Source organism: Gallibacterium melopsittaci, assembly GCF_042433085.1.
In the GTDB taxonomy this organism is placed as follows: Bacteria; Pseudomonadota; Gammaproteobacteria; order Enterobacterales; family Pasteurellaceae; genus Gallibacterium; species Gallibacterium melopsittaci.
The window spans coordinates 95,857-121,406 of the sequence record NZ_JBHLWA010000010.1; the positions used below are offsets into that span (position 1 = coordinate 95,857).

23 protein-coding genes and 1 other annotated feature are annotated in these 25,550 nt (G+C 37.7%); of the genes, 7 read left to right on the plus strand and 16 right to left on the minus strand.

Annotated features, from left to right (window positions below):
• The first annotated feature begins 355 nt into the window (after positions 1 to 355).
• The 3 genes from mobB (at position 356) to ACFFHT_RS02500 (ending at position 3,999) form a co-directional block, all read left to right on the plus strand.
• Entirely contained in the window at positions 356 to 850 is a 495-nt protein-coding gene (gene mobB / locus ACFFHT_RS02490; RefSeq protein WP_382373155.1) for a molybdopterin-guanine dinucleotide biosynthesis protein MobB, read from the plus strand.
• Positions 851 to 863: 13 nt separating this feature from the next.
• Positions 864 to 2,264, plus strand: a complete 1,401-nt coding sequence (locus tag ACFFHT_RS02495) for a DHA2 family efflux MFS transporter permease subunit (protein ID WP_382373156.1) — start codon at positions 864 to 866, stop codon at positions 2,262 to 2,264.
• Positions 2,265 to 2,394: 130 nt separating this feature from the next.
• Complete coding sequence (locus tag ACFFHT_RS02500) at positions 2,395 to 3,999, plus strand: ABC transporter substrate-binding protein (RefSeq protein WP_382373158.1); 1,605 nt, start codon at positions 2,395 to 2,397, stop codon at positions 3,997 to 3,999.
• Positions 4,000 to 4,073: 74 nt separating this feature from the next.
• On the opposite strand, the gene fdhE is transcribed toward ACFFHT_RS02500, so the two are convergent.
• Genes fdhE through fdnG form a run of 4 tightly spaced genes read right to left on the minus strand, consistent with a single transcriptional unit; the run spans position 4,074 to position 9,631 of the window.
• A complete protein-coding gene (gene fdhE / locus ACFFHT_RS02505; protein WP_382373160.1) occupies positions 4,074 to 4,997 on the minus strand; it encodes a formate dehydrogenase accessory protein FdhE in 924 nt (307 codons plus the stop codon).
• 4 nt (positions 4,998 to 5,001) lie between these two features.
• Complete coding sequence (locus ACFFHT_RS02510; RefSeq protein WP_382373162.1) at positions 5,002 to 5,658, minus strand: formate dehydrogenase subunit gamma; 657 nt, start codon at positions 5,656 to 5,658, stop codon at positions 5,002 to 5,004.
• Position 5,659: 1 nt separating this feature from the next.
• Positions 5,660 to 6,574, minus strand: a complete 915-nt coding sequence (gene fdxH / locus ACFFHT_RS02515; RefSeq protein ID WP_382373164.1) for a formate dehydrogenase subunit beta — start codon at positions 6,572 to 6,574, stop codon at positions 5,660 to 5,662.
• Positions 6,575 to 9,631, minus strand: a complete 3,057-nt coding sequence (gene fdnG / locus ACFFHT_RS02520) for a formate dehydrogenase-N subunit alpha (RefSeq protein ID WP_382373166.1) — start codon at positions 9,629 to 9,631, stop codon at positions 6,575 to 6,577.
• 215 nt (positions 9,632 to 9,846) lie between these two features.
• Here fdnG and fdhD point away from each other — a divergent pair, with 215 nt between their 5' ends.
• On the plus strand, positions 9,847 to 10,650 hold the full coding sequence (gene fdhD, locus ACFFHT_RS02525; protein ID WP_382373168.1) for a formate dehydrogenase accessory sulfurtransferase FdhD: 804 nt from the start codon (positions 9,847 to 9,849) through the stop codon (positions 10,648 to 10,650).
• A 2-nt stretch (positions 10,651 to 10,652) separates the two neighbouring features.
• Here fdhD and ACFFHT_RS02530 read toward each other — a convergent pair whose 3' ends face one another.
• The 3 genes from ACFFHT_RS02530 to dapA are packed head-to-tail and all read right to left on the minus strand — an operon-like array spanning position 10,653 to position 13,159.
• Positions 10,653 to 11,345, minus strand: a complete 693-nt coding sequence (locus ACFFHT_RS02530) for an aspartate/glutamate racemase family protein (RefSeq protein ID WP_382373170.1) — start codon at positions 11,343 to 11,345, stop codon at positions 10,653 to 10,655.
• Positions 11,346 to 11,392: 47 nt separating this feature from the next.
• Complete coding sequence (locus ACFFHT_RS02535) at positions 11,393 to 12,205, minus strand: pyridoxal phosphatase (RefSeq protein ID WP_382373172.1); 813 nt, start codon at positions 12,203 to 12,205, stop codon at positions 11,393 to 11,395.
• Positions 12,206 to 12,265: 60 nt separating this feature from the next.
• Positions 12,266 to 13,159 carry a 4-hydroxy-tetrahydrodipicolinate synthase gene (dapA, locus tag ACFFHT_RS02540; protein WP_382373174.1) on the minus strand — a complete coding sequence of 298 codons (894 nt, stop codon included), beginning with the start codon at positions 13,157 to 13,159 and terminating at the stop codon, positions 12,266 to 12,268.
• 162 nt (positions 13,160 to 13,321) lie between these two features.
• On the opposite strand from dapA, the gene bcp reads away from it, so the two are divergent.
• Positions 13,322 to 13,792, plus strand: a complete 471-nt coding sequence (gene bcp / locus ACFFHT_RS02545) for a thioredoxin-dependent thiol peroxidase (RefSeq protein ID WP_382373176.1) — start codon at positions 13,322 to 13,324, stop codon at positions 13,790 to 13,792.
• A 61-nt stretch (positions 13,793 to 13,853) separates the two neighbouring features.
• Here the strand turns inward: bcp and hisIE are convergent, their stop codons facing one another.
• The 9 genes from hisIE to glnA all read right to left on the minus strand — a co-directional run bounded on the left by hisIE (position 13,854) and on the right by glnA (position 22,291).
• Complete coding sequence (gene hisIE / locus ACFFHT_RS02550; protein ID WP_382373178.1) at positions 13,854 to 14,471, minus strand: bifunctional phosphoribosyl-AMP cyclohydrolase/phosphoribosyl-ATP diphosphatase HisIE; 618 nt, start codon at positions 14,469 to 14,471, stop codon at positions 13,854 to 13,856.
• Positions 14,472 to 14,480: 9 nt separating this feature from the next.
• Complete coding sequence (gene hisF / locus ACFFHT_RS02555) at positions 14,481 to 15,254, minus strand: imidazole glycerol phosphate synthase subunit HisF (protein ID WP_382373180.1); 774 nt, start codon at positions 15,252 to 15,254, stop codon at positions 14,481 to 14,483.
• Positions 15,236 to 15,982 carry a 1-(5-phosphoribosyl)-5-[(5-phosphoribosylamino)methylideneamino]imidazole-4-carboxamide isomerase gene (gene hisA / locus ACFFHT_RS02560; RefSeq protein ID WP_382373182.1) on the minus strand — a complete coding sequence of 249 codons (747 nt, stop codon included), beginning with the start codon at positions 15,980 to 15,982 and terminating at the stop codon, positions 15,236 to 15,238. Before hisA ends, hisF begins: the two co-directional genes overlap by 19 nt.
• Before the next feature lie 10 nt (positions 15,983 to 15,992).
• The gene (gene hisH / locus ACFFHT_RS02565; RefSeq protein ID WP_382373220.1) at positions 15,993 to 16,586 is read right to left on the minus strand and encodes an imidazole glycerol phosphate synthase subunit HisH; all 594 of its coding nucleotides are present in this window, start codon (positions 16,584 to 16,586) and stop codon (positions 15,993 to 15,995) included.
• A gap of 1 nt (position 16,587) precedes the next feature.
• Entirely contained in the window at positions 16,588 to 17,607 is a 1,020-nt protein-coding gene (locus ACFFHT_RS02570; RefSeq protein WP_382373184.1) for a PDDEXK nuclease domain-containing protein, read from the minus strand.
• Positions 17,608 to 17,628: 21 nt separating this feature from the next.
• Positions 17,629 to 18,726 carry a bifunctional histidinol-phosphatase/imidazoleglycerol-phosphate dehydratase HisB gene (gene hisB / locus ACFFHT_RS02575; RefSeq protein WP_382373186.1) on the minus strand — a complete coding sequence of 366 codons (1,098 nt, stop codon included), beginning with the start codon at positions 18,724 to 18,726 and terminating at the stop codon, positions 17,629 to 17,631.
• Positions 18,727 to 18,739: 13 nt separating this feature from the next.
• Entirely contained in the window at positions 18,740 to 19,798 is a 1,059-nt protein-coding gene (hisC, locus tag ACFFHT_RS02580) for a histidinol-phosphate transaminase (RefSeq protein WP_382373188.1), read from the minus strand.
• Between the two features lie 22 nt (positions 19,799 to 19,820).
• Positions 19,821 to 19,943, minus strand: a sequence feature (His leader region).
• Positions 19,944 to 20,067: 124 nt separating this feature from the next.
• Complete coding sequence (gene grxB / locus ACFFHT_RS02585; RefSeq protein WP_382373222.1) at positions 20,068 to 20,715, minus strand: glutaredoxin 2; 648 nt, start codon at positions 20,713 to 20,715, stop codon at positions 20,068 to 20,070.
• A gap of 154 nt (positions 20,716 to 20,869) precedes the next feature.
• The gene (gene glnA, locus ACFFHT_RS02590; protein ID WP_382373190.1) at positions 20,870 to 22,291 is read right to left on the minus strand and encodes a glutamate--ammonia ligase; all 1,422 of its coding nucleotides are present in this window, start codon (positions 22,289 to 22,291) and stop codon (positions 20,870 to 20,872) included.
• A 316-nt stretch (positions 22,292 to 22,607) separates the two neighbouring features.
• Between glnA and typA the strand changes: the two genes are divergently transcribed.
• Positions 22,608 to 24,461 (plus strand): translational GTPase TypA, encoded by a 1,854-nt coding sequence (typA, locus tag ACFFHT_RS02595; protein ID WP_382373192.1) that lies wholly within the window; start codon positions 22,608 to 22,610, stop codon positions 24,459 to 24,461.
• A gap of 67 nt (positions 24,462 to 24,528) precedes the next feature.
• Complete coding sequence (gene gntR / locus ACFFHT_RS02600) at positions 24,529 to 25,530, plus strand: gluconate operon transcriptional repressor GntR (RefSeq protein WP_382373194.1); 1,002 nt, start codon at positions 24,529 to 24,531, stop codon at positions 25,528 to 25,530.
• Positions 25,531 to 25,550: the final 20 nt, after the last annotated feature.

Sequence of the window (25,550 nt, forward strand, 5' to 3'; positions counted from 1 at the left end):
ATAATTGAATTTTTGTTTACATTCTAAGTATGGAAATAGGATGGTGGATCCAAGTATTCGCTAAGACTGCTAACAAACCTAGTTTTAAAAAAGATCTTTATAAAATGCTACTGAGCTCCCTTGTGATCACTAAAGCCCTCTTTAGCTAAGAGGTTTTGGGAGATTTGGCTGCCTTGCTTTAATGAAATGATAGCTAAAATCTCCCCTAGCCCTTCTTTATGAAAGAGGGGGACTAATCAGCATTAATAATTAATTTTTATATTTGATCTTCTCTAATGAATAAATAACAATAACCAAAAATCACTTTAGCCCCTCTCCAAGCAAGAGGGGTGCTTTTTTAACAAAAGGAGAGCATATGATTCCAATGCTTGGTATTACTGGTTATAGCGGTACAGGCAAAACAACATTATTAGAAAAATTATTACCACTACTCGCTCAACAAGGTATTCATACCGCTGTTATTAAACATACTCACCATAATGTACAACTCGATAAACCTGGTAAAGATAGTTGGCGGATGAAAGAAGCTGGTGCACAGCAAGTTATTATGACCTGTGATCAACGTTGGGCATTAATGACAGAAACAACACAGCCTGTCACCCTTAATTATCTAGCAGAGCAATTTGATCCTGAATTAGTTGATCTCATTTTGGTAGAGGGCTTTAAACAAGAACCTATTGCTAAAATTATGTTGCATCGTCAAGCATTAACTAAACCGTTACCCGAATTTGATGAGCATATCATTGCGTTAGCATTAGATTATCCGTTAGCAACAACATTACCTATTTTAGATATTAACCAGCCGAAGCAAATCGCTGATTTTATTGGTAATTTTTACCGCCATTTATAGGAATAAATACAATATGGCAGAATTAAGTAAAGAACACCGCGGTTTAGCGTGGATTGCTTCGTTTGCTTTTTTTATGCAAACACTCGATGTCACCATTTTAAATACCGCATTACCTATGATCGCCCACGATCTCCATGTATCTCCTTTAAATATGCAGTTAACAGTCATCAGTTATGCGTTAACTGTTGCCCTTTTTATGCCGTTGAGCGGTTGGTTAGCCGATCGTTACGGTACATTAACCGTCTTCCGTTATTCGGTGCTGCTATTTGTTTTAGGATCGGTATTTTGTGCAATATCAGGATCATTGGATATCCTCATTTTGTCACGCATTGTTCAAGGCATTGGTGGGGCGATGATGATGCCAGTAGCACGGTTAACTTTGATTAAAGCTGTGCCAAAAACAGAATTGTTATCAGCGTGGAATTTAATGGCAATGGCTGGACTGACTGGACCGATTTTAGGGCCATTATTGGGTGGTTGGCTGGTCACTTATGCCTCTTGGCATTGGATCTTTTTAATTAATATTCCCGTTGGATTACTCTGTATCTTCTTTGCTCGTTTTTATATGCCTAATTTGAAAGGTTCAAAAATGAGTTTTGATCGGGTAGGCTTTATCCTATTTTCAGGTGGTATTGTGTTAGCAACCTTAGGTTTAGATTTTATCGGTGAAGCAAATCAAGATGGGTATATTACAACAACATTTATTGTTATTGGATTATTACTGATGGCAGGTTATGTATTTTATGCCAAAGGAAAACGTCATGTCCTGTTTCCATTATCTGTTTTTCTTAATCGTACTTTTACTTTGAGTATGATCGGGAATGTTTTAATCCGTCTTTCCGCTTCTGGTATCCCGTTTTTATTACCCTTAATGTTACAAATTGGCTTAGGCTATTCAGCGGATCAGGCGGGAATGTTAATGGTACCGTTAGCGATTAGTTCTATCATTATGAAGCCAATCATCACGAAAATTTTAGAAAAATTTGGCTATAAACGAACATTGGTTGTGGCAAGTATCTTATTAACCGTTGCTGTAAATGGACTCGGTTTGATTGGTTATAGCCAAAATCTGTTATTCAGTATTTTGATTATTATGTTTTATGGTGCGTGCATTTCTATGATTTTCTCTAGTGTCAACACGCTAATGGTGAGTGAATTAAAAGAGGATCAAGTGAGTGCGGGGACAACATTGCTCAGTATTGTGCAACAAATTGGTATAAGTTTAGGAATTGCTGTTGCTTCTGTGGTGTTGAATTTATATCATCATCACTCGGCACAAAATGAATTATTGCAAAGTTTCAGTAATACTTTCTTTACGCTGTCGGTTTTTGGGGTGTTATCGATGCTGACATTTTTATGTTTTCGTGCTGATGTCGGTGATGTTATGCGACATAAACGTGATACAACAGAATAGTTATGCCTTTTAGTTATAATGAACGACTTTTCGTTATTTCATTTTAAAAATTAACTGGCTAATCTATACCGCAATAATAAGTGTATCTTCATTAAGAAGTGCATAATTGATGACTATGGGGAGTAACCAAATGAAATTTAAACACGTCTTTGCATTAAGTGCAGCAGCAACTGCATTGTTAAGTACGGCAAGTTTTGCGTATGCAGAAAAAACGTTTATTAACTGTACTAGCCGTTATCCACAAGGAATTAGTCCAGCACTTGTGATGGATGGCATTTCATACAATGCAAGTTCTCAACAAGTTTATGATCGTTTAATTAATTTTAAACGTGGTTCAACTGAAATTGAGCCAGGCTTAGCAGAAAGTTGGGATATTTCACCAGATGGATTGACTTATACTTTACATCTCAGAAAAGGGGTGAAATTCCATTCAAGTAAAATCTTTAAACCAACACGCGATTTCAATGCAGATGATGTGATTTTCTCATTTATGCGTCAATTAGATAATAATCATCCATATCACAATGTGTCTAAAGGAACTTATCCATACTTCAATGCGATGAAATTCCCGCAATTATTAAAATCAGTGAAAAAGATTGATGATAATACAGTAGAAATTGTGTTAAATCGCCCAGATGCCACATTCCTACCAACACTTGGTATGGACTTCCTTTCTATTTATTCAGCAGAATATGCTGATCAAATGATGCAGAAAGGCACACCAGAAAAAGTGGATACTGACCCAATTGGTACAGGTCCATTTATTTTTGCTGGTGCAAAATTGGATCAAGCATTACGTTATAAAGCGAATCCTGATTACTGGCAAGGTAAAACCCCAATTGATACTTTAATTTTCAGTATTACACCAGATGCGACAGCACGTTATGCGAAATTGCAGAAGGGACAATGTGATATGATCGATTTCCCGAATGCAGCAGATTTAGAGCGAATGAAAAAAGATCCGAAAGTACAATTAGTATCGCAACCAGGCTTGAATGTCGCTTATATTGCATTTAATACCTCAAAAGCACCATTTGATAATGAGAAAGTTCGTCAAGCATTAAACTATGCAGCAGATAAAGCAGCTATTATTGAATCGGTTTATCAAGGTGCGGGATTAGCAGCGAAAAATCCATTACCACCAACCATTTGGAGCTATAACGATAGTATTCAAGATTACCCATTTGATCTTGAAAAAGCGAAAAAATTGTTAGCAGAAGCAGGGTATCCAAATGGATTTGAAACTGAACTTTGGGTTCAACCTGTTGTGCGTGCATCTAATCCAAATCCTCGCCGTACCGCAGAAATTTTACAAAATGACTGGGCGAAAATTGGCGTGAAAGCAAAACTCGTCAGTTATGAATGGGGTGACTATATTAAACGTACCCGTGCAGGTGAATTTACTGCTGGAATTTATGGCTGGTCAGGCGATAACGGGGATCCAGATAACTTCTTATCACCATTATTAAGTTGTGAAAATGCGAACAACGGTAGTAACTATTCTCGCTGGTGTAATAAAGAATTTGATGCTTTACTCGCCAAAGCGATTGTTACTTCAGATAAGAAAGTGCGTACCCCACTTTATGAAAAAGCACAAGAAATTTTCCATAAAGCAGTACCATGGATTCCAGTAGCTCATTCCGTAAGTTATACGCCATTAAGTCCTCGTGTGCGTAACTATGCACAAAGCCCATTTGGCTATAATGCTTTCTATGGCGTAGATGTTGCGGAATAAGAAGTAATAAATTAAATTTATTAATATAAAAAAACGGACAGCGATGTCCGTTTTTTTAATTTGTTGATTACCCATTAACCTTCTGGAAAAAGCAACGGATTAATACCACTTCGAGAAAAACCTTTCTCTTCCATTTCATTATCTAATAGCAAAGTAGCTAAATCATCTGCTGCTGGCTCAACATCAGGATCTTTCTCCTGATAAAGTACTTTGAGATAACTACTACAATCATCGCAACTCTCTGCTTTGACTGGTGCATACTCGCTATCTAATGACCAATAATCAATATGTGCAGTTTCTTCACAGTTAGTACACTTACTTCGTACTACATTCCATTCACTTTCGCATAATGCACAATGAACATAACGCAAACCTTGCGTACTACCAAAATGGACAACACTGGTTATTGGTGCAGAACCACATACAGGGCAGAAATGACGATGTTCACCGAGTTCTGCATTAGCGTGATGTGGAATTTGTTGTACTAATTGTACCCAATAAAGATTTAACGCCGCCCAAATAAATACTGCTTGTGCACTATTCACTAACTCAAACTCATTTTTTAACAAATGATCCGCTAAATCTTCTCGCTCTTGTACAGATGTCTTTTCTAGAGACTCTATCGTATCGGCGATCACACCATCAGCAAAACTTTTACACTCTTCTAATAAATTAGTTAGTAAGGTTTGCCAGATTGGTGAACGTTGCCAATGTTGATAATGTAATGGTTGTCCTGCCAAAACTTCTTCCGTCAACACCGCTTTATTCAAACGTTCATCTTGTGGAATAGGTTGTTCCTGCAATAATCTTAATTGCACATCCACTAATTTTGCTGTGAAATCAAGATAATCTTTAAACGGACTCTTCTCTGCTAATTGGCGTAAACGTTTAGCACGACGTTGATAAAGATTTTTTGGATTAGCGAAAAGTAACGGGGGGCTAGTTAGCCCCTCCGCTGCTTGTTGAATTTCGCTCTCTGGTAAGATACGAATACTCATTAATTTATTTTCCTTGTTGTTCTTCTCGTTTTAAAATCGGTTCAATTTCTTCACGATACCAACGTGGATGGTGTTTTTTCACCCAACGTGCTGTAACTTTACCAGTTAACATTCCCGTAATTGAGCCTTTCACCCAAATTGCCATATAGATATGCACCATAATACCGAGTATTAGTGCAATCGCACTGCAAGCGTGCAGTAAAATCGCAATTCGAATAACAGGAATAGAGAATGATGGTGCAAAATATGGACGCCACATAATGACACCAGTAACTAATAAAAGTAATAATGCACCAATTAAGGTCCAGAACAATAATTTTTGTCCCATATTATAATGACCAACATCAGAAACATGATGCTCATTACCTTTTAATACTTCCACTACGTTAAGTAACCAACGCCAGTCCCCTTTTTCGATAAGATTATCACGCCAATAGGTTTTAAATAGCACCATAAAGGCAGCAATCATTATCAAACCAGTGAATGGGTGAACAACACGAGCAAGTTGTGGTGTACCTAAAATTTCAGCAATCCACGCAAAATCTTGGAAAAAGAATGATAATCCAGATAGTCCTGTGGTGAAAAAGCAGAAAACAACAAGCCAATGACTTAAACGTTCTTTCACGCTATGGCGCAATACTTTTTTGTTTAAATCGACCATATTATTTTCCTCCTTTTTCGTTATCATGAGCATGTGGATCAATAAGCTCTTCTTCCTCAAGATCCTCAGTGTTTGGTCCCATTGCAATATAGTGTGCTGCTGCACCTACTGCTAATGCACCCATTGCCACGCCAGCAAGTGGTTTAAGCACCCCTTTCCAGAGTGAAACAACATCACTAATATGTGGATCTTTTGGCAATCCTGAGTAAAGCTCTGGACGATCAGCATGATGCAACACATACATTACATGCGTACCGCCCACACCTTGTGGATCGTAAATACCTGCATTTTCATAACCACGGCTCTTCAAATCTGCCACACGTTTTTCCGCATAATGCAACATTTCTTCTTTGCTACCGAAATGAATTGCACCTGTTGGACAAGTTTTCGCACAAGCTGGCTCTTGTCCTACATTTACACGGTCAGAACAGAGTGTACATTTATAGGCACGGTTATCTTCTGGGTTGATACGCGGTACATTAAACGGACAACCTGCAATACAGTAACCACAACCAATACACTTATCAGATTGATAATCAACAATTCCATTTGCATATTGGATGATTGCACCTGGTGAAGGACACGCTTTCAAACAACCTGGATCAGCACAGTGCATACAACCATCTTTACGAATTAACCATTCTAGACGATCGTTTTCTTCAACTTCGTTGAATTTCATCACTGTCCATGCTTTTGGTTCAAGATCAACTGGGTTGTCATAAACCCCAACACAACTGCCTGGTTCAGCACGTAAATCATTCCATTCAGAACAGGCTACTTGACACGCTTTACAACCAATACAGGTTGTTACATCAATCAATTTCGCCACTTCAACTTTGTGATCACGCACTTGTGGTGGTGGTGTAAGCCCCGATGTTGCTGAGGCTCTGATAATATCTTGAGTTTGAACTGCCATTTACACCTCCGCAACTTTCTCAATATTCACAAGGAATGCTTTAAATTCTGGTGTTTGTGTATTTGCATCACCAACACGAGGCGTTAAGTTATTGGCAAAGAAACCTTTCTTACCTACGCCAGCAAATCCCCAGTGGATTGGAATACCGATAGTATGAACAACCTTACCATCAACTTCTAACGGACGAATACGTTTGGTCACAACAGCTACCGCTTTCACATAACCACGCACAGAACTTACTTTTACTTTATCGCCATGCTTAATGCCTTTTTCAGCAGCAAGTTGTTCGCTCAGTTCGACAAATTGTTCTGGTTGTGCAATGACATTCAACATTGAATGTTTAGTCCAATAATGGAAATGTTCGGTTAAACGATAAGTCGTTCCCACATATGGGAATTGTTCATGTGATCCAAACAGTGCTTTATCCGCTGGCAAAATACGTGCCACAGGGTTAGAAATCACGTTCGGGTGTAATGGATTTGTACCAATTGGTGATTCAATCGGCTCATAATGTTCTGGGAACGGACCTTCTGCCATTTTATCAATCGCAAAGAGACGAGAAACCCCTTCAGGCTGCATAATAAATGGTGAAACATCACTTCCTGGTGGTGCAGTACCAAAGTCCGCCACATCAATGTAGTTCCAGTTTTTACCATTCCATTTCACTAACTGACGTTTCTTATTCCAAGGGTTACCTTGAACATCAGCAGAAGCGCGGTTATAGATAATACGACGGTTAAGTGGCCATGCGTATGCCCAGTTTAACGTATTACCTAACCCTGATGGATCTGAGCTATCACGGCGAGCCATCATATTACCTTTTTCAGTCCACTGACCTGCATAAATCCAGTTAGCAGATGAAGTTGTGCCATCATCACGAAGGAAAGCAAAACTCGGTAATAATTCACCTTTCTTCACTAACACCGTGCCATTTGCATCTTTCAGATCTTCTAAGGCATAACCATTATTTTCTTTCGCTAATTCTTCTGCTGTTGGCTCTGCTGGATTGAGATAATTCCAACTCATTGCTTTAAGTTGTTCAATTCCACGCCCCCCTTCTTTTTCATAAAGTTCTAATAATTCCTCACGAATTTCAGAAAGAATAGCAATATCTGGCTTGGCTTCTGCTGGCGCATCTGCGCCTTTCCAGTGCCATTGTAACCAGCGCCCTGAGTTAGCGATTGAACCATCTTCTTCCACAAAACAGGTCGTCGGCAAACGGAATACCTCTGTTTGAATATCTTCTGTTTTCACATCATTATATTCACCATAATTTTGCCAGAAGTTTGAAGTATCCGTAGCTAATGGATCCATAATAACTAAGAATTTTAACTTACTTAATGCACTAATGACTTTGTTTTTATCTGGATATGATGCAACTGGGTTAAAGCCTTGACAGAGATAACCATTCACTTTGCCAGAATACATCATATCGATGAAACGGAAGTGATCGTATTTTTGATCCATCTTCGGTAGGAAATGGTAGCCAAATTGATTTTCTGCTGTGGCATTATCACCAAAAAATGTTTTTAGCATACTAATAAAGAATTTTGGTGTATTTCCCCAATAGTTTACCTGTCCTTTTTGCGTTTGTTTTGGTGTGATGCGATTGAGATAAGCCTCTAAAGAAACATCTTTATCCGTTGGTAATCCCATATAACCTGGTAGCATATGTGGGAATAAACCGAGGTCAGTAATACCTTGTACATTAGAATGTCCACGTAACGCATTGACTCCCCCACCAGCAACACCAATATTCCCTAATAATAATTGGATTATTGCCATTGTACGGATATTTTGTGAGCCCACAGTATGCTGTGTCCAACCTAATGCGTACAAGAATGTCGCTGCTTTTGCAGGATCTGATGTTTTTGCAATTTCTTCACAGAATGTTAAGAAATCTTTTTGTTTTGTTCCGCAAATACGCTCAACCATTTCTGGTGTGTAACGAGAAACATGTTTTTTCAATAGATTAATCACACAACGTGGATCTTGCATAGTAAGATCACGTTTTGCAAATCCTTCTTCATCTAATTGATAAGACCAAGTTGATTTATCATATTGACGTTTTTCAGGATCATACCCCGTAAATAAACCCTCTTCAAAATTGAAGCCTTCATTTACTAAGAAACTTGCATTTGTGTAATGTTTTACATATTCGTGTTGAATCTTATCGTTCGTTAATAGGTAATTAATTACGCCTGAAAGGAACGCAATATCTGTACCTGAACGAATCGGCATATAAATGTCAGCGACGGCAGCGGTACGATGGAAACGTGGATCTACCACTATAATTTTCGCACCATTATTTTTCTTCGCTTCAATCGCCCAGCGGAAACCAACAGGGTGAGCCTCTGCGGCATTACCGCCCATAACAATAACAAGATCAGAATTTTTAATATCAACCCAGTGATTAGTCATCGCACCGCGACCAAATGATGGAGCAAGACTTGCTACCGTTGGTCCGTGTCAGATACTCGCTTGGTTGTCAACTGAAAGCATTCCTAACATTCTTGCCCATTTTTGGGTCAAAATGCCTGTTTCATTACTGGCTGCCGATGCGGCTAACATTCCTGTTGTTAACCAACGGTTAACTGGTGTTCCTTCAGCATTTGTCTCAACAAAATTAGCATCACGATCGTTTTTAATTAACCGTGCTATGCGTGTTATCGCTTCGTGCCAAGAAATTCGCTGCCATTCTTTTGAACCAGGTGCGCGATATTCTGGATATTGTAAACGGTTTGGACTATTAACATAATCCAATGCACCTGCACCTTTCGGGCAAAGCGCACCTCGACTTACTGGGTGATCAGGATCACCTTCAATATGAAATAATTTACCTTTAGCATTTTTAGCTTTATCGCTGATGGAATAGAGTAACATTCCACAGCCAACAGCACAGTAAGTACAGGTATTTCTCGTTTCTGTCGTGTGTAATAATTTATACTCACGAGGAGATGCTAACGCCGTTTCAGGCGCAAATCCGAGCATAGTAGCAGATGTACCTGCCATTCCACCTGCACAGATCTTAAAGAATTTTCTTCTTGTGACCTGCATAGATACTCCTTGTTGGATAATAAGTAGAGAGTTAATAGATTTGTGTTTTTTATGTAACTAAAATGTAATCCTTACATTTTCGAGGTGTAGGTTACTCTTTATTTATACTATAATCAATCTTCACTTCGACTGATCACTCAGGATTACCGTCACAAGCATATTCCTGCTAGTCAAAATAAACACCTACTTATTATAGGTATTTTGAGGAAAATTTGATGCAACTCATAAAAAAGAAATGTGTTTTATATCAAAAAAGTAACAATTATTTTTCATCTGAACTTACTGCCGAAGAGAAATTAGAGAAATTAGATAGTTTAGCCATCGAAACGCCAGTTGCATTGGTTTACAACGGTATTTCACATAGTGTGATGATGTGTACACCGCAAGATTTAGAGGAATTTGCAGTTGGCTTTTCACTAACTGAAGGTATTATCAACGATCCAAAACAGATTTATGGTATTGATATTGAACCAAGTTGTAATGGAATAGAAGTACAAATTGAATTATCTACTCGCCAATTTGTGGCATTAAAAGAACATCGCCGTAATCTTGTTGGCAGGACAGGTTGTGGCATTTGTGGCGTAGAACAATTACAACAAATCCAACGCCAATATCCTAAAACAGTTCCTACTTTTACACTCGATCCTGCATTAATCGATCACTGTTTAATACAATTAGAACAGCAACAACAATTATCACAAGAAACAGGAGCTACTCACGCTGCTGCATTTTTTACCCCAACAGCTGAATTGTTAGCTTTGCGTGAAGATGTAGGCCGCCACGTTGCACTAGATAAGTTATTAGGCTGGTATGCAACACATCAACGACCACAAGGTTTTGTTTTTGTCAGCAGTCGAGCAAGCTATGAGATGGTACAAAAATGTTTAGCTTGTGGGATTGAGATGCTCGTTGCGATTTCAGCACCCACCGCACTTGCTGTTGAAATGGCAGAACAACATAATTTCACTCTCTTTGGATTTGCTCGTAAAGGTCGAGTTACTCAATATACCAACCTTTAGCCCTATTCTTGTAAAGCGAGTTCAACTGCTCGCTTTGCATGAATTTCTGTTGTATCAAAAATTGGTAATACCGCATCTTTCTGATTAATCAATAGACCAATTTCCGTACAACCGAGAATAACGCCTTCCGCCCCTTGCTGTTGTAGATTTGCAATAATTCGTTGGAATGTTTGGCGAGAGTTTGGATTAATTTTACCTAAACAAAGCTCAGTAAAAATAATATGATTTATTTTCTCAATATCTTCGTTATTTGGAATAATAACTTCTATCCCTTGCTCAATAATTCTCTGCTTATAGAAATCTTCTAACATCGTATATTTAGTACCTAATAAGGCAACTCGTTGTATCCGTTGTTGTTTTAATACTGTTGTGGTTGCATCAGCAATATGAATCAGAGGAACTGTCAATCTACTAGCAATTTGTGGGGCAACTTTATGCATAGTATTCGTACAAATAAGAATAAAATCAGCACCTGCTAGCTCTAATTTATGAGCTGCTTCACTAAGTATCTCTGCACTTTTATCCCAATCCCCACTTGCCTGACAGGTTTCAATTTCAGCAAAATCAACACTGTAAAGAACAATTTTTGCAGAATGTAAGCCACCACGTTGATTTTTGATTTGTTCATTAATCATTTGATAGTAGGAAACGGTGCTTTCCCAGCTCATTCCGCCTAAAAGCCCAATCACTTTCATATTGCAGTTCCTCTTTTAATTGCTATCAACAAAGGATAGATCCCATTCTACAAATATTTATCCAATACTTGTGCAATTCCCTCTTCATCATTGTTTAAAGTGACTAATTTCGCTTGACGTTTTACTTCCTCTTCCGCATTTCCCATCGCCACTCCTAAGCCAACAGCTGTCAGCATACTGGTATCATTATGATTGTCGCCAAATGCGATCGCTTGTTCTGGAGCAATATTCCATGAGGCTAAAAGTTCTAATAAACGCCCACCTTTACTATTGCCAACATTGGCAATATCCACTCGATCAACCCAAGACCACTCACAACTAAATTGATCTGCTGGTAATTCAGCAACGACTTTCAACATCACTTCACGACTCGGTGCACTAATCACACACTTCCAAATCGTATCGCCACTGGTAATAAAATGATATAAATCAGTCACTTGTTGTACATTAGGACGAACTTCACTCGGACAACTGTCTGCCCATGCTTTAAATTTTTCCATATGTGGATTAAAGGTTTGAAAATTCATTGCATCACGAGAATAAAGCAAAACATGGGATCCATAATGATAAGCTAGATCAAGGATCTTCTTCGCTTTTTCTGCCGTTAATGGATTCGCTGCCAATACTTGATCGGTTTCCATTTGATATAGGTAAGTACCATTACAACACACTACTGGTGTATCTAGACCTAACTCATAATAATAAGGTTTTACTGCGGTATGGTGTCTGCCTGTAACTAATACCACTTTTTTACCTTTTGCTTTCGCTCGCTGAATCGCTGCAATACTACTTGGTAAAATTTTCCCTTCGCTATTTAGCAATGTTCCGTCTAAATCAAAGGCAATCACTTGATAACTCATACTTCTCTCCCTTAAAAATAAAAAACAGGCGAAATCGCCTGTTTTACTGAATCAATTTACTTATAGTAAACCTGCAATCTGTAATGCTTGAATCACTTTTGGTTGCGCAGACTCACTTAATGTTGTGAGTGGTAAACGTAAGGTTGGCTCATCAATTAAGCCTAATTTATAGCATGCCCATTTCACTGGAATCGGATTAGATTCTACAAAGAGATCATGATGTAGTGCCATTAAACGTTGGTTAATTTTTTCTGCTTCTGCAAAGTTGCCTTCAAGGGCTAATTTACATACTTTCGCCATATCGGCAGCTGCAACATTGTTGGTAACAGAAATAACACCTTCCCCACCTGCTTTCATTGAATCTAAGAAAGTCGCATCATCACCACTTAACACGATAAAATCTTCGCCTGCGAGTTGTTTGATTTTTTGTACACGACTTACGTCACCTGTTGCTTCTTTAATTCCAACAATATTAGGAATTTCTGCTAAACGACCAACAGTTTCTGGTAACAAATCACTTCCCGTACGGCTTGGTACATTATAAAGAATTTGCGGTAAATCCGTACATTCAGCAATCGTTTTGAAATGTAGATACATACCTTGTTGGGTTGGTTTATTGTAATAAGGCACAACGGTTAAACAGCCAGCAATACCACTACCGTTTAATAATTTTGTCATCGTTACTGCTTCGCTAGTGGCATTTGCACCCGCACCAGCAATAACGGGAATACGTCCATCGGCAAACTCTACGGTTTTTAAAATTGTTTTAATATTTTCTTCGATACTTAATGTCGCTGCTTCGCCACTGGTTCCCACGGAAACAATCGCACTCGTACCTGCTTCAATATGGTAATTCACTAATTTTTTTAATTGTCCATAATTGACTTCACCTGCACTATCCATTGGGGTGACTAAGGCAACAATACTGCCTGAAAATAAAGGTTGTGATGACATAATTACTCCTGATATTTTTGTTGTTGTACTTCGCAATTTTGCTGATACAGTCCGAATAAAAACAATGTTTTCTAGATTGCCAAAAATACCTTACATTGCAAGCAATTTTTTTATTTTTCGTTATAATTCTTATGAAAAATGATCACTAAATAAGGAGAAAAGATGAAAACCTTAGTGGCAGGCGACAAAGCACCTGAATTTTGTTTATTAGATCAACATAATCAAAGTGTGGCATTAAATAATTTTTATGGACAAAAAGTACTCGTGTATTTTTATCCTAAAGCGTTAACACCTGGCTGTACAACTCAAGCCTGTGGGATTCGTGATAGTCAATCTGAATGGCAAGCATTAAATGTTAAAGTGCTAGGCATTAGTCCTGATCAGCCAACTAAATTGGCTCAATTTGAGCAGAAAAAAGAACTTAATTTCACCTTACTTTCTGATCCAGATCATCAAGTGGCAGAAGCATTTGGTGTGTGGGGCGAAAAGAAATTTATGGGAAGAACTTTTGATGGTATCCATCGCATTAGTTTCCTTATTAATGAGCAAGGCATCATTGAGAAAGTCTTTGATAAGTTTAAGACAGGTGAACATCATCAAGTGGTTTTAGACTATTTAAAAAATCACGCTTAACTAATGGTAAACAGTAAAAAGGCTTAATTCATTCAACAAATTAAGCCTTTTTATCGTTTGATTATTTATGCCGTTCTTTCAGTTTTTCGATTACATCTGCCCAAGTTAAATTTGCATCTTGCAGTAATACCGTCAAATGATAAGCAAGATCTGCTGCTTCACAGATGGTTTCATTGCGGTCTTTTACGGTTGCAGCTAATGCAGTTTCTACCCCTTCTTCACCAACTTTTTGTGCTATTCGCTTAGTACCTTTTGCATATAAAGAAGCAGTATAAGAACTTGCAGGATCTGCATTTTTACGTGCATTTAATAATTTTTCGAGCTTACTTAAGAAAATCCAGTTTGGTGTTTCAGAAATTGGTGAGAAACAACTATCTGTTCCTTCATGGCAAGTTTCACCGACTGGATTGACTAAAACTAACAATGTATCTCGATCACAATCTAAGGTGTAATCTACCACATTTAAAAAATTACCTGAGGTTTCACCTTTCGTCCATAAACGCTGTTTAGTACGAGAAAAAAAGGTAACACGTTTTTCCGCCAACGTTTTTTCTAAGGCCTCTTGATTCATATAGCCTAACATCAACACTTCGCAAGTATCCGCATTTTGTACAATTACAGGCAATAAACCCTCTACTTTTTGCCAGTTAATTGATTCTATTATTTGTTTTTCTAACATAACGCTTTCCTAACTTCTAATTGCAATCTTTTCATTAAGTAAATACTGTTTTAATTCACCAATATTAATAATCTGTTTATGGAACACACTCGCCGCCAAAGCACCATCCACATCTGCTTCGATAAAGGCATCACGGAAATGCACCATTTCACCAGCACCACCTGAAGCAATCAACGGTACATTACACACTGCACGCACCATTTTTAATTGTACTAAATCATAACCTTTGCGTACGCCATCCTGATTCATCATATTTAATACAATCTCACCAGCACCACGTCGTTGTACTTCTTGTACCCAATCTAATAACTGCCAATTAGTTTGGCGAGTACGTTTTTCATCCCCCGTATATTGATTTACCCAGTACTTACCTGTTTCCTGTTCAAACCAACTATCAATCCCAACGACAATCGCTTGCACACCAAAGCGATCCGCCAGTTGATTAATCAGATCAGGGTTAGCCAGTGCAGGTGAATTTATCGAAATTTTATCTGCACCAAACGCAAAAATCTGCTCAGCATCGGCAATGGTTTTGATCCCACCAGCAACACAGAAAGGAATATCAATCACCTGTGCCACACGTTCTACCCAACTTTTATCCACTGTTCTGCCATCGGAAGACGCAGTAATATCATAAAATACTAACTCATCGGCACCTTCTTCGGCATAACGTTTCGCTAATGGCACAATATCCCCAATAATCTCGTGATTACGGAATTGTACGCCTTTCACAACTTGTCCATCACGCACATCCAAACAAGGAATTATCCGTTTTGCCAACATTTGATTGCCTCCTGTACCGTAAATTTACCTTCTAATAATGCACGTCCGACAATCACACCTGCAACGCCAGTGCCTTTCAAGGCCTCAATATCTGCTAATGAACCAATACCACCTGATGATTGAAATTGAATAGTTACATATTTCGCACAAATTTCACGATATAAAGCGACATTGGAACCAGCTAATGTGCCATCTTTTGAAATATCTGTACATAAAACGTGTTGTAGTCCTACTTGAGCAAAATCTTCAATCACTTGCTCTAATGTTAAAGTACTGGTTTCTTGCCAACCGTGAATAGCAATTAATTTTTGTCCATTAACAATATTAATATCTAAGGCTAAAACAAATTTTTCTGCACCATATTTTTTAAACCACGCTTTCACCATCTCTGGCTGTTTAATTGCCGTAGAACCAATTACTACACGATTTGCACCAACTGCTAGTAAATCCGCTACATCTTTTTCTGTACGAATTCCACCACCTACCTGTACAGGGCAAGAAGTTGCAGCAATAATTTTACCAATTAACTCTGTTTGACGAGCTGTTGGATCTTTTGCCCCCGTTAAATCAACCAAATGAAGTTGTTTAGCGCCTTGTGCAACATAATCAGAAAATTGTTCTATTGGATTATCGCTATAAGTTGTTTGTTTCGCATAGTCGCCTTGATGTAAACGCACTACTTGCCCATTAATTAAGTCCAATGCTGGAATGATGATCGAATCTGCCATTGTTTACCCTTTATATGTTCTCAATAAAATTGCGTAATAATTGTGCTCCCACTTTACCAGAACGTTCTGGATGGAATTGAACACCATAAAAATTGCCATTATTTAATGCAGCAGAAAATGGTACACCATACTCACAGGTCGCAATAGTATGTTGATTAGGTAACACTGCAAAGCTATGTACAAAGTAGAAATAACTACCATTTGGAATCCCATCAAATAGCGGTTGGTTCTCAATAAATTTAACTTGATTCCATCCCATATGAGGTAAAGGTAAACCTGTATCAGGTAGCTTTTCTGTTTGCCCATCAATCAAATTTAATGTTGCTAAGTTGCCCTCTTGAGAAAATTTTGTCATCAACTGCATCCCTAGACAAATTCCCAAGACAGGTTGTTTGAGCTGTTTAATTGTTGTAATTAAATTACGTTGTTGTAGATTCTCCATAGCAGCATTCGCTGTTCCTACCCCAGGAAGAAGTAATTTATCGGCTTGCTCTAGCTTTCCAAGATCACGACTAATTTCAGCTTGATAACCTAACCGCTCTATCGCAAACTTCACCGATGATAGGTTGGCACAACCTGTGTCGATAATGATGATTTTTTGCATTTTATTCACTATTTCCTATTTTTTTCTGTTCAAAACTTTCGATTTCTTTTTGAATCTCACGAAGTAACATCTTTTCTGTTGGTAAATAAAGTTGATATTGGCTCGCAAAAATCTGTGTTTGATTTTCTGGCAGAGAAAATCTCACTACACTATCGTTTTTATCAGCACATAGTAAAATCCCAATTGTAGGATTTTCATGTGGTAGCTTTTCTACACGATCGAAATAATTCACATACATTTGTAACTGTCCAAGATCTTGATGAGTAAGTTTATGTGTTTTCATTTCAATCAATACAAAACATTGTAGCAATCGATTATAAAACACTAAATCAACGAAAAAATCATCACCATCAAGATGCAGTCGTTTTTGTCTAGCTACAAAAGAAAAGCCATTACCTAATTCTAATAAAAACTCTTGCAAGTGAGTAATGATTGCTTGTTCAAGATCTTTCTCATAATAAGCACTTTCTCGTTGCAAACCTAAAAACTCAAGTATCATTGGATCCTTAATAATCTGCTGGGGATCAGTGGGTAACATACTTTGATTTGCTACTGCTAACACACTTTGCTTATCATTACTCAGCAATAAGCGTTCATATAACTGACTATGAATTTGTCGCTCTAACTGACGAGAACTCCAATTATTTTTGACACTTTCAGCAATGTAAAACTCTCTTTTATCTTCGTCATCTATAGAAATAAGCAGCTTATATTGCGTCCAATTTAATTGCGTCCGCAGTGCAGACGCAATTGGAAATATGCGATAAAACTGACGATAACGTTCTAATTGACGTGGTGAAAAACCACTTCCAAATTCAGGTTGTAACTGTTGAGCAAGAGACTTTATCAAATAAGCCCCATAATCCGCACGTTCTTGTCCTTGTTGCTCTTCTTCAAAAATTCGCTTACCAATATGCCAATACATTAGTACACGTTGGAAATCTACCGCTCGCACTGCATTTTCACGCGATTGAGCGATAATTTGTTTAATATCTGCAACGATGATACTTGTGAGTGCCACTTTGATTTTACCTATAAATTTCTATAAAACCCCTTTACTACTTGGTAATTCATTACTTTCAATACGAATCGCTTGTCTTAATGTTCGACCAAAACATTTAAACATTGCCTCAACTTGGTGATGTGTATTAGAACCTTTCACACTAATATGTAACGTACAAGCTAACGCATAACTTAAAGACATAAAAAAGTGCTCAACCATTTCGGTACTAAAATCTCCGACTTTATCACGTCCAAATTTCGCTTTAAATTTTAAGTATGGGCGACCTGAAAGATCCAACGCACACTCCGCTTTACATTCATCCATCGGTAACACAAAACCGAAACGTGCAATGCCTCGTTTGTCTGCTAATGCTTTTCTCAAGGCTTCACCTAATGCCAATGCAGTATCTTCAACCGTATGATGGTCATCGATATGTAAATCCCCTTTCACACTAACATTCATCCGAAAACCGCCATGTGTCGCAATTTGATCCAACATATGATCAAAGAAACCAATGCCTGTATTGATTTTATTTACTCCCGTTTCATCTAACCACACTTGAACTTTAATATCCGTTTCTTTTGTTTTGCGTTCAACTTCTGCCACACGAGGAGTACGACTTCCAATATTGGTTACTGCTGTTCCTAATAACTTTTCAGTAATGACTTCCCAATTCATTTTAACAGGATCATACTGTAAGCCCGTAATGCCTAAATTTTCTGCTAATTGTAAATCAGTTGGACGATCACCAATCACATAACTATGTTGTTTATCAAAGAGTTTCTTTTTGATGTATTTTTTCAGTAAACCTAATTTTGGCTTACGACACTCGCAGTTATCTTCTGGTTTATGAGGACAAATCAATACATCATCAAAATAAATCCCTTGAGAATTAAAGATTTGCATCATCGCATTATGTGGTTTATCAAAATCCTCTTGCGGGAAAGACTCTGTTCCTAAACCATCTTGGTTACTCACCATCACTAATCGATAACCAGCTTGTTGGAGTTTTAGTAATGCAGGAATAACATACGGTTCCAATTTCAATTTTTTTAAGCTGTCAATTTGAAAATCCGTTTTTGGTTCATCAATTAATGTTCCATCACGATCAATAAAAAGAATGTTTTGTGGTTGCATATTAATTTCCTTGTTACGCAAATTGGTTAATTGCTTGCATTGTACGTTGATTTTCTTCCACTGTCCCCACAGTGATACGAATACAGTTCTCTAAATTTAATTGGCTATTTTGGTTACGTAAAATAATGCCGTTATCCCATAAAAATTGAAACAGTTTCTGTCCATTGTTTGCTTTAAATAACAAATAATTCGCTTCACTTGGATATACCTTTTCAACCAATGCGGAAGCAGTCAATTCATTCACCAACCATTCTCGATTTGCTTTTACTTCTTCTACACGTTGTTTCATTACTGCCAATCCTTCTACCGTTAAGGCTTGAGCAGCAATATCTGCAACAGGTGTTGGCAATGGATAAGGTGCAATAACTTTTTGTAAAACCGCAATAAGCTCTGCATTAGCTAAAGTAAAACCACAACGTAATCCTGCTAAAGCAAAGGCTTTAGATAAAGTACGGATAATTGCTAAATGAGGATAATTTTTTAATTCTGTCACCATCGTTGCTGTTGGACAAAATTCAATATAGGCTTCATCAATCACGACTATTGCACGATTTTTTGTCATTTCTAGTAATGCAATTAAATCTTCACGATTAACTAAATTACCTGTTGGATTATTTGGACTACAAACAAATACGACTTTTACGCCATCCAGTGCTTTTTCAATTTCAGTTAAATTGAGTTGAAAATCTTCTGTAAGTGGTACTGTTTTACAAGCAATACCACAAGTTTCTGCACTCACAGAATACATACCATACGTTGGTGGGCAATATAAAATAGCATCTTGATTCGGCTCACAAAATGCACGAATAATTAACTCAATACTTTCATCACCTCCACGACTAACTAAGACATTTTCTGGCGATAATCCTGCGTAATTTGCATAACCTTGAATTACCGCTTGTGGCTGAGCTTCTGGATAACGATTAAAATTGTTAAGTGTTAAAGAAAAGTTAGGTGCGACAGGGTATTCATTCGCATTTAACCATACATCTCCCTTACCACCTAAACGGCGAGCTGATTGATAAGGGGTGAGGGCTTGAATATTTTTTCGTGAAAGTTGTGTAATGCGCATAATTTTTTCCTATATTTTATGAATAAAAAATCCTCTCGAAATTGTCTTCCGAGAGGATTATGTTTGCTGTCGAACGCTCGGAAGATCGCTTAATCTTCCAATGCACCATCGCCTGAAAGATTAATCAGGTTGATGATGGTGATGATGAGCAATTCGATTAAAATTCATTTTGTTTATCCTTAATGTAAAAACCGTTAGTTACACTACTGGATTAAGATAAAAAATGCAATAGGTTTTCTTTGGAAATTTTTACTATTTACTAAAACTTTTTAAACAGCTCTATCTGTATAAAGTTCTACACCTGTCATTAATGACATTTTTTGTACATATGCAGCCACTTTATTTGGAAATTCAATTCCTTTCACAATCGTGAGATTACGTAAAATTGGAAATAACACAATATCCTCGATAGCTAATTCACCTGAACTCGCTTTTGGGCTAACAATAAGATCATTTAACTCAATTAGATCTTGATTTATACGGGCTAAGTACTCTGGCGTTTGAGCCAAATTTTCCGCAAAATTACCAATAACTTTACTTTTTTTCATCACGAAATACTCTACTGATTCAGGCATTTCAAACTCTTTCAAACCAATTTGAATAAAGCGTGGCAACACTAAGTGATTATGATAACTCGTCACTTTTTTTAACCATTGATCGACTTCTTCACGCACCAATTCTTTTAAACAAGGTTCACCAAATTTTTTATCCACATAACGCACAATATCTAGACTTTCAGGCATTACCATTCCTTCACTATCCGCTAGGATTGGCACCACCTTTTTTCCAACCAATTTAATTGGGGTTTCATCATGATGATTTGCTAACACAATCACATCTACGGGAAGATTTTTTAAACCAAAAATCATTCTTGCACGAACGCAATATGGACAATGTTCATAAGTATAAAGTCTCATCATTAGTTGGTTCTCCTTTTACATTGATCGCTTTGTTATTCTTCAACAAAATAACGCTTTTATCAAGTTTGTAAACAAGATGTTTATAAAAAAGAAAACCCCATAAGATTTATGCCTATGGGGTTGATTATTTCTATCAGTTTACCAAACTACATTAGAGTGAATAATACAATTCAAACTCTGCTGGGTGTGGTAATAAGCGTACACGATCAACTTCTTTATTTTTCAATTCAATGTATGCTTCGATAAAGTCATTGCTGAATACACCGCCACGAGTTAAGAATTCGTGATCTGCTGCTAATGCCGCAAGCGCTTCATCTAATGAACCTGCCACAGTTGGAATTTCTTTTAATTCTTCAGGTGGTAAGTCATAAAGGTTTTTATCCATTGCATCGCCTGGATGAATCTTATTGATAATACCATCTAAACCAGCCATTAATAATGCAGAGAACGCTAAATATGGGTTCGCACCTGGATCTGGGAAACGTACTTCAATACGGCGAGCTTTCGGGCTAGATACCGTTGGGATACGAATTGATGCAGAACGGTTACTTGCTGAGTAAGCTAATAACACTGGTGCTTCATATCCAGGAACTAAACGTTTATAAGAGTTAGTTGTTGGGTTAGTAAACGCATTTAATGCTTTAGCATGTTTAATTACCCCACCGATGAAATAAAGTGATAATTCAGATAATCCCGCATATTTATCACCAGAGAATAAGTTCACACCATCTTTACCTAAAGAGATATGGCAGTGCATTCCTGAACCGTTATCACCGAACAATGGTTTTGGCATAAAACATGCTGTTTTACCATGTTCAAATGCTACGTTATGTACCACATATTTATAAATTTGAGTTTCATCGGCTTTCAAGGTTAATGTATTGAAACGACAAGCAATTTCGTTTTGACCTGCTGTTGCCACTTCGTGGTGGTGCGCTTCAATCACAAGTCCCATATCTTCCATTACTAAGCACATTTCAGAACGTAAATCTTGTGATGAATCGACTGGAGGAACTGGGAAGTAACCACCTTTTGTTGCTGGACGGTGACCTTTGTTACCGCCTTCATATTCTTTATCTGTATTCCAGCTCGCTTCAATATCATCAATTTGATAGAACGAACCTGACATACCAGTTTTGAAACGTACATCATCAAACAAGAAGAACTCTGGTTCTGGGCCAACTAATACACTATCCGCAATACCAGATGCTTTTAAATATTCTTCTGCACGAATTGCAATTGAACGTGGGTCACGATCATAACCTTGCATTGTAGTTGGTTCATAAACATTACAACGAATCGATAATGTTGGTACGCTGAAGAATGGATCGACCAATGCACTTTCAGGAATTGGCATTAAAACCATGTCTGATTTATTAATTGTTTTCCAACCAGCGATTGAAGAACCATCAAACATTTTACCGTCTTCAAAGAAATCTTCATCCACCGCACTCACTGGCACAGAAACGTGTTGTTCTTTCCCTCTAATATCAGTAAAACGAAGATCAACAAAACGAATGCCGTGTTCTTCGATAAGTTCAAAAACTTTATCAATTGCTTGTGTGTTTGCCATAATCAATCCTCTTATTTTTGGAGTAGTTAATTTATAAAGATAAGGTTGTTTTTTTGAATTCAGATAAACAATATCCTATTTTTATTAAAAATAAAATAGATTTTTTTGTTTTTTTCAAAAAAATATCTAAAAACAAAAATGTAATCGTTACATTATTTAATAGCAGAGCTTTTTAAAACGCTGTATAATTTGCCACCTTTTCACCCGCTATGCTTTAAACGTTGGGCTTTCTATAAGGCAACAAGCAGTGTTCAGTATAGCGAAACCCAAACTTTTTCAAAATACTACAACCCAAATAAACGAAGATAATTTTCAAATGAAAAACGATTTAGATATTAGTAAATTGCGTAATATTGCGATCATTGCGCACGTTGACCATGGTAAAACCACCCTCGTTGATAAACTATTACAACAATCTGGTACCTTAGAAGCCTCTCGTTCAGGTGATACTGATGAACGTGTTATGGATTCCAATGCGTTAGAAAAAGAACGTGGTATCACTATTCTTGCAAAAAATACGGCTATTAATTGGAATGGTTATCGTATCAATATCGTAGATACTCCAGGGCACGCCGATTTCGGTGGTGAAGTTGAACGTGTTTTATCAATGGTTGACAGTGTATTATTACTTGTTGATGCATTTGATGGTCCAATGCCACAAACTCGCTTTGTTACCCAAAAAGCCTTTGCTCACGGTTTAAAACCGATTGTAGTAATTAATAAAGTTGACCGTCCAGGTGCTCGACCTGATTGGGTTGTAGATCAAGTTTTCGATCTTTTTGTCAATTTAGGTGCAACTGACGAACAACTCGATTTCCCAATTATTTATGCTTCTGCATTAAATGGTGTCGCTGGTTTAGAACATGAAGATCTAGCAGCAGATATGACACCACTATTTGAAGCAATTGTTAAACACGTTGAACCGCCACAAGTTGAGCTAGATAAACCTTTCCAAATGCAAATTTCGCAACTAGATTACAACAGCTATGTTGGCGTAATTGGTATCGGACGGATTAAACGTGGTTCAGTTAAGCCAAATCAGGCAGTTGTTATCATTGATAGTGAAGGAAAAACTCGTAATGCACGAGTTGGTCAAGTGTTAGGGCATCTTGGCTTACAACGTTATGAAGAAGATATTGCCAATGCAGGTGATATTATTGCATTAACTGGTTTAGGCGAATTAAATATCTCCGATACTATCTGTGATGTAAATAACGTTGAAGCCTTACCAGCATTAACGGTTGATGAACCAACTGTAACGATGTTCTTCTGTGTTAATACCTCGCCATTCTGTGGTCGTGAAGGTAAATATGTTACTTCTCGTCAAATTCTTGAACGTTTAAATAAAGAATTAGTCCATAACGTGGCCTTGCGTGTTGAAGAAACTGAAGATCCAGACGCATTCCGTGTTTCTGGTCGTGGTGAATTGCATCTTTCAGTATTAATCGAAAATATGCGTCGTGAAGGTTATGAATTAGCAGTATCCCGTCCAAAAGTTATCTTCCGCCAAATTGACGGTCGCAAACAAGAGCCTTTTGAACAAGTTACCATTGATATTGAAGAACAACATCAAGGTGCGGTAATGGAAGCATTAGGTATTCGTAAAGGTGAAGTGCGTGATATGGTGCCAGATGGTAAAGGACGTACTCGCTTAGAATATATTATTCCTAGCCGTGGCTTAATTGGTTTCCGTAATGAATTTATGACGATGACTTCTGGTACAGGTTTACTCTACTCAAGTTTTAGTCATTATGATGATGTCAGACCAGGTGAAATCGGACAACGTCAAAACGGTGTGTTAATTTCTAATGCTACTGGTAAAGCATTGGCTTACGCACTCTTCGGTTTACAAGATCGTGGTAAATTAATGATTGACCACGGTGCGGAAGTTTATGAAGGACAAGTGATTGGTATTCACAGTCGTTCAAACGACTTAACTGTAAACTGCTTACAAGGTAAAAAATTAACCAATATGCGTGCTGCTGGTAAAGATGAAGCTGTTGTCTTAGTTCCACCTGTACGTTTCACCCTAGAACAAGCCTTAGAATTTATCGACGATGATGAATTAGTTGAGGTAACCCCAGCCTCTATTCGTATTCGTAAGAAATTCTTAACAGAAGTTGAACGTAAACGGGCAAATCGTACAACCACCAGTACTAGTACTCGTTAAATTCTGATTTAATCCTCCCTCTATTTCGCCTAAAATAGAGGGAGTTTTTTATTTTGTTGTTGTCATTATGAGTACACCACATAAACGTCCAACACTGCAAACTATTGCAGATCATCTCGGCTTAACGAAAATGACGATTAGCCGTTATTTACGCAATCCTGAATCTGTTGCTCCTGATACCCGTAATAAAATTGCTGAAGCGATTGAGCGTTTTGGTTATATTCCAAATCGTGCACCCAGTATGTTATCTAATGCGAAAAGCAGAGCTATCGGCGTTTTAGTTCCCTCACTGACTAACCAAGTTTTTGCCGATGTCATTAAAGGCATTGAAGAAGTCACTGATCAAGCTGGTTATCAAACGATGCTAGCCCACTATGGGTATAGTCTAGAAAAAGAAGAACAACGTGTTGAATCACTCCTATCTTACAATGTTGATGGCTTAATTTTGTCAGAAAATCACCATTCTGAAAGAACCTTAAAAATGATTAAAATGGCCAATATTCCCGTAATCGAAATTATGGATAGTAGTCAGTTAGGCATTCAGCAAGTCATTGGTTTTGATAATACGGTGGCCTCACAGGCAATGACAGAAACGATGATTCAGCGTGGACATCAACAAATTGTCTATTTCACTGCCCGTATGGATAAACGTACCCAATTAAAAATGCACGGTTATGAACTAGCAATGCAAAAGCATGGTTTAACACCACTCAGTATGATCACAGAATTACCCTCTTCGTTCTCACTTGGTGCAGAATTACTCCATCAGGCGTTAGCTAAATATCCAGAAATGGATGGAATTATTTGTACTAATGATGACTTAGCAGTCGGGGCATTATTTGAATGCCAACGTTTAGGGATTAATGTACCAGAACAGATTGGTATTGCAGGCTTCCATGGGCATGATGTTGGGCAATCAATGACACCACAACTTGCTAGTGTCATTACGCCTCGCCTTGCGATTGGTCAACGTGCTGCAGAAGAATTATTAAATAGAATTAATGGTATCCCACAACAAAGTAGTATTATTGACTTAGGCTATCATATTCATATTGGTGAGAGTATTTAATTATAAAATGTCGGGGTGTA

What these genes read in the sequence shown, in the direction of transcription:
- gntR (WP_382373194.1), top strand. Translation starts at nt 24,529, where the DNA reads ATGAGTACACCACATAAACGTCCAACACTGCAAACTATTGCAGATCAT.
- dapA (WP_382373174.1), bottom strand. Translation starts at nt 13,159, where the DNA reads ATGTCATCACAACCTTTATTTTCAGGCAGTATTGTTGCCTTAGTCACC.
- hisC (WP_382373188.1), bottom strand. Translation starts at nt 19,798, where the DNA reads ATGCGCATTACACAACTTTCACGAAAAAATATTCAAGCCCTCACCCCT.
- fdhD (WP_382373168.1), top strand. Translation starts at nt 9,847, where the DNA reads ATGCAACTCATAAAAAAGAAATGTGTTTTATATCAAAAAAGTAACAAT.
- hisIE (WP_382373178.1), bottom strand. Translation starts at nt 14,471, where the DNA reads ATGTTAGAAAAACAAATAATAGAATCAATTAACTGGCAAAAAGTAGAG.
- ACFFHT_RS02510 (WP_382373162.1), bottom strand. Translation starts at nt 5,658, where the DNA reads ATGGTCGATTTAAACAAAAAAGTATTGCGCCATAGCGTGAAAGAACGT.
- ACFFHT_RS02500 (WP_382373158.1), top strand. Translation starts at nt 2,395, where the DNA reads ATGAAATTTAAACACGTCTTTGCATTAAGTGCAGCAGCAACTGCATTG.
- ACFFHT_RS02535 (WP_382373172.1), bottom strand. Translation starts at nt 12,205, where the DNA reads ATGAGTTATCAAGTGATTGCCTTTGATTTAGACGGAACATTGCTAAAT.
- typA (WP_382373192.1), top strand. Translation starts at nt 22,608, where the DNA reads ATGAAAAACGATTTAGATATTAGTAAATTGCGTAATATTGCGATCATT.
- ACFFHT_RS02495 (WP_382373156.1), top strand. Translation starts at nt 864, where the DNA reads ATGGCAGAATTAAGTAAAGAACACCGCGGTTTAGCGTGGATTGCTTCG.
- grxB (WP_382373222.1), bottom strand. Translation starts at nt 20,715, where the DNA reads ATGAGACTTTATACTTATGAACATTGTCCATATTGCGTTCGTGCAAGA.
- fdhE (WP_382373160.1), bottom strand. Translation starts at nt 4,997, where the DNA reads ATGAGTATTCGTATCTTACCAGAGAGCGAAATTCAACAAGCAGCGGAG.
- hisA (WP_382373182.1), bottom strand. Translation starts at nt 15,982, where the DNA reads ATGGCAGATTCGATCATCATTCCAGCATTGGACTTAATTAATGGGCAA.
- bcp (WP_382373176.1), top strand. Translation starts at nt 13,322, where the DNA reads ATGAAAACCTTAGTGGCAGGCGACAAAGCACCTGAATTTTGTTTATTA.
- fdxH (WP_382373164.1), bottom strand. Translation starts at nt 6,574, where the DNA reads ATGGCAGTTCAAACTCAAGATATTATCAGAGCCTCAGCAACATCGGGG.
- ACFFHT_RS02530 (WP_382373170.1), bottom strand. Translation starts at nt 11,345, where the DNA reads ATGAAAGTGATTGGGCTTTTAGGCGGAATGAGCTGGGAAAGCACCGTT.
- hisF (WP_382373180.1), bottom strand. Translation starts at nt 15,254, where the DNA reads ATGTTGGCAAAACGGATAATTCCTTGTTTGGATGTGCGTGATGGACAA.
- mobB (WP_382373155.1), top strand. Translation starts at nt 356, where the DNA reads ATGATTCCAATGCTTGGTATTACTGGTTATAGCGGTACAGGCAAAACA.
- hisH (WP_382373220.1), bottom strand. Translation starts at nt 16,586, where the DNA reads ATGCAAAAAATCATCATTATCGACACAGGTTGTGCCAACCTATCATCG.
- hisB (WP_382373186.1), bottom strand. Translation starts at nt 18,726, where the DNA reads ATGCAACCACAAAACATTCTTTTTATTGATCGTGATGGAACATTAATT.
- glnA (WP_382373190.1), bottom strand. Translation starts at nt 22,291, where the DNA reads ATGGCAAACACACAAGCAATTGATAAAGTTTTTGAACTTATCGAAGAA.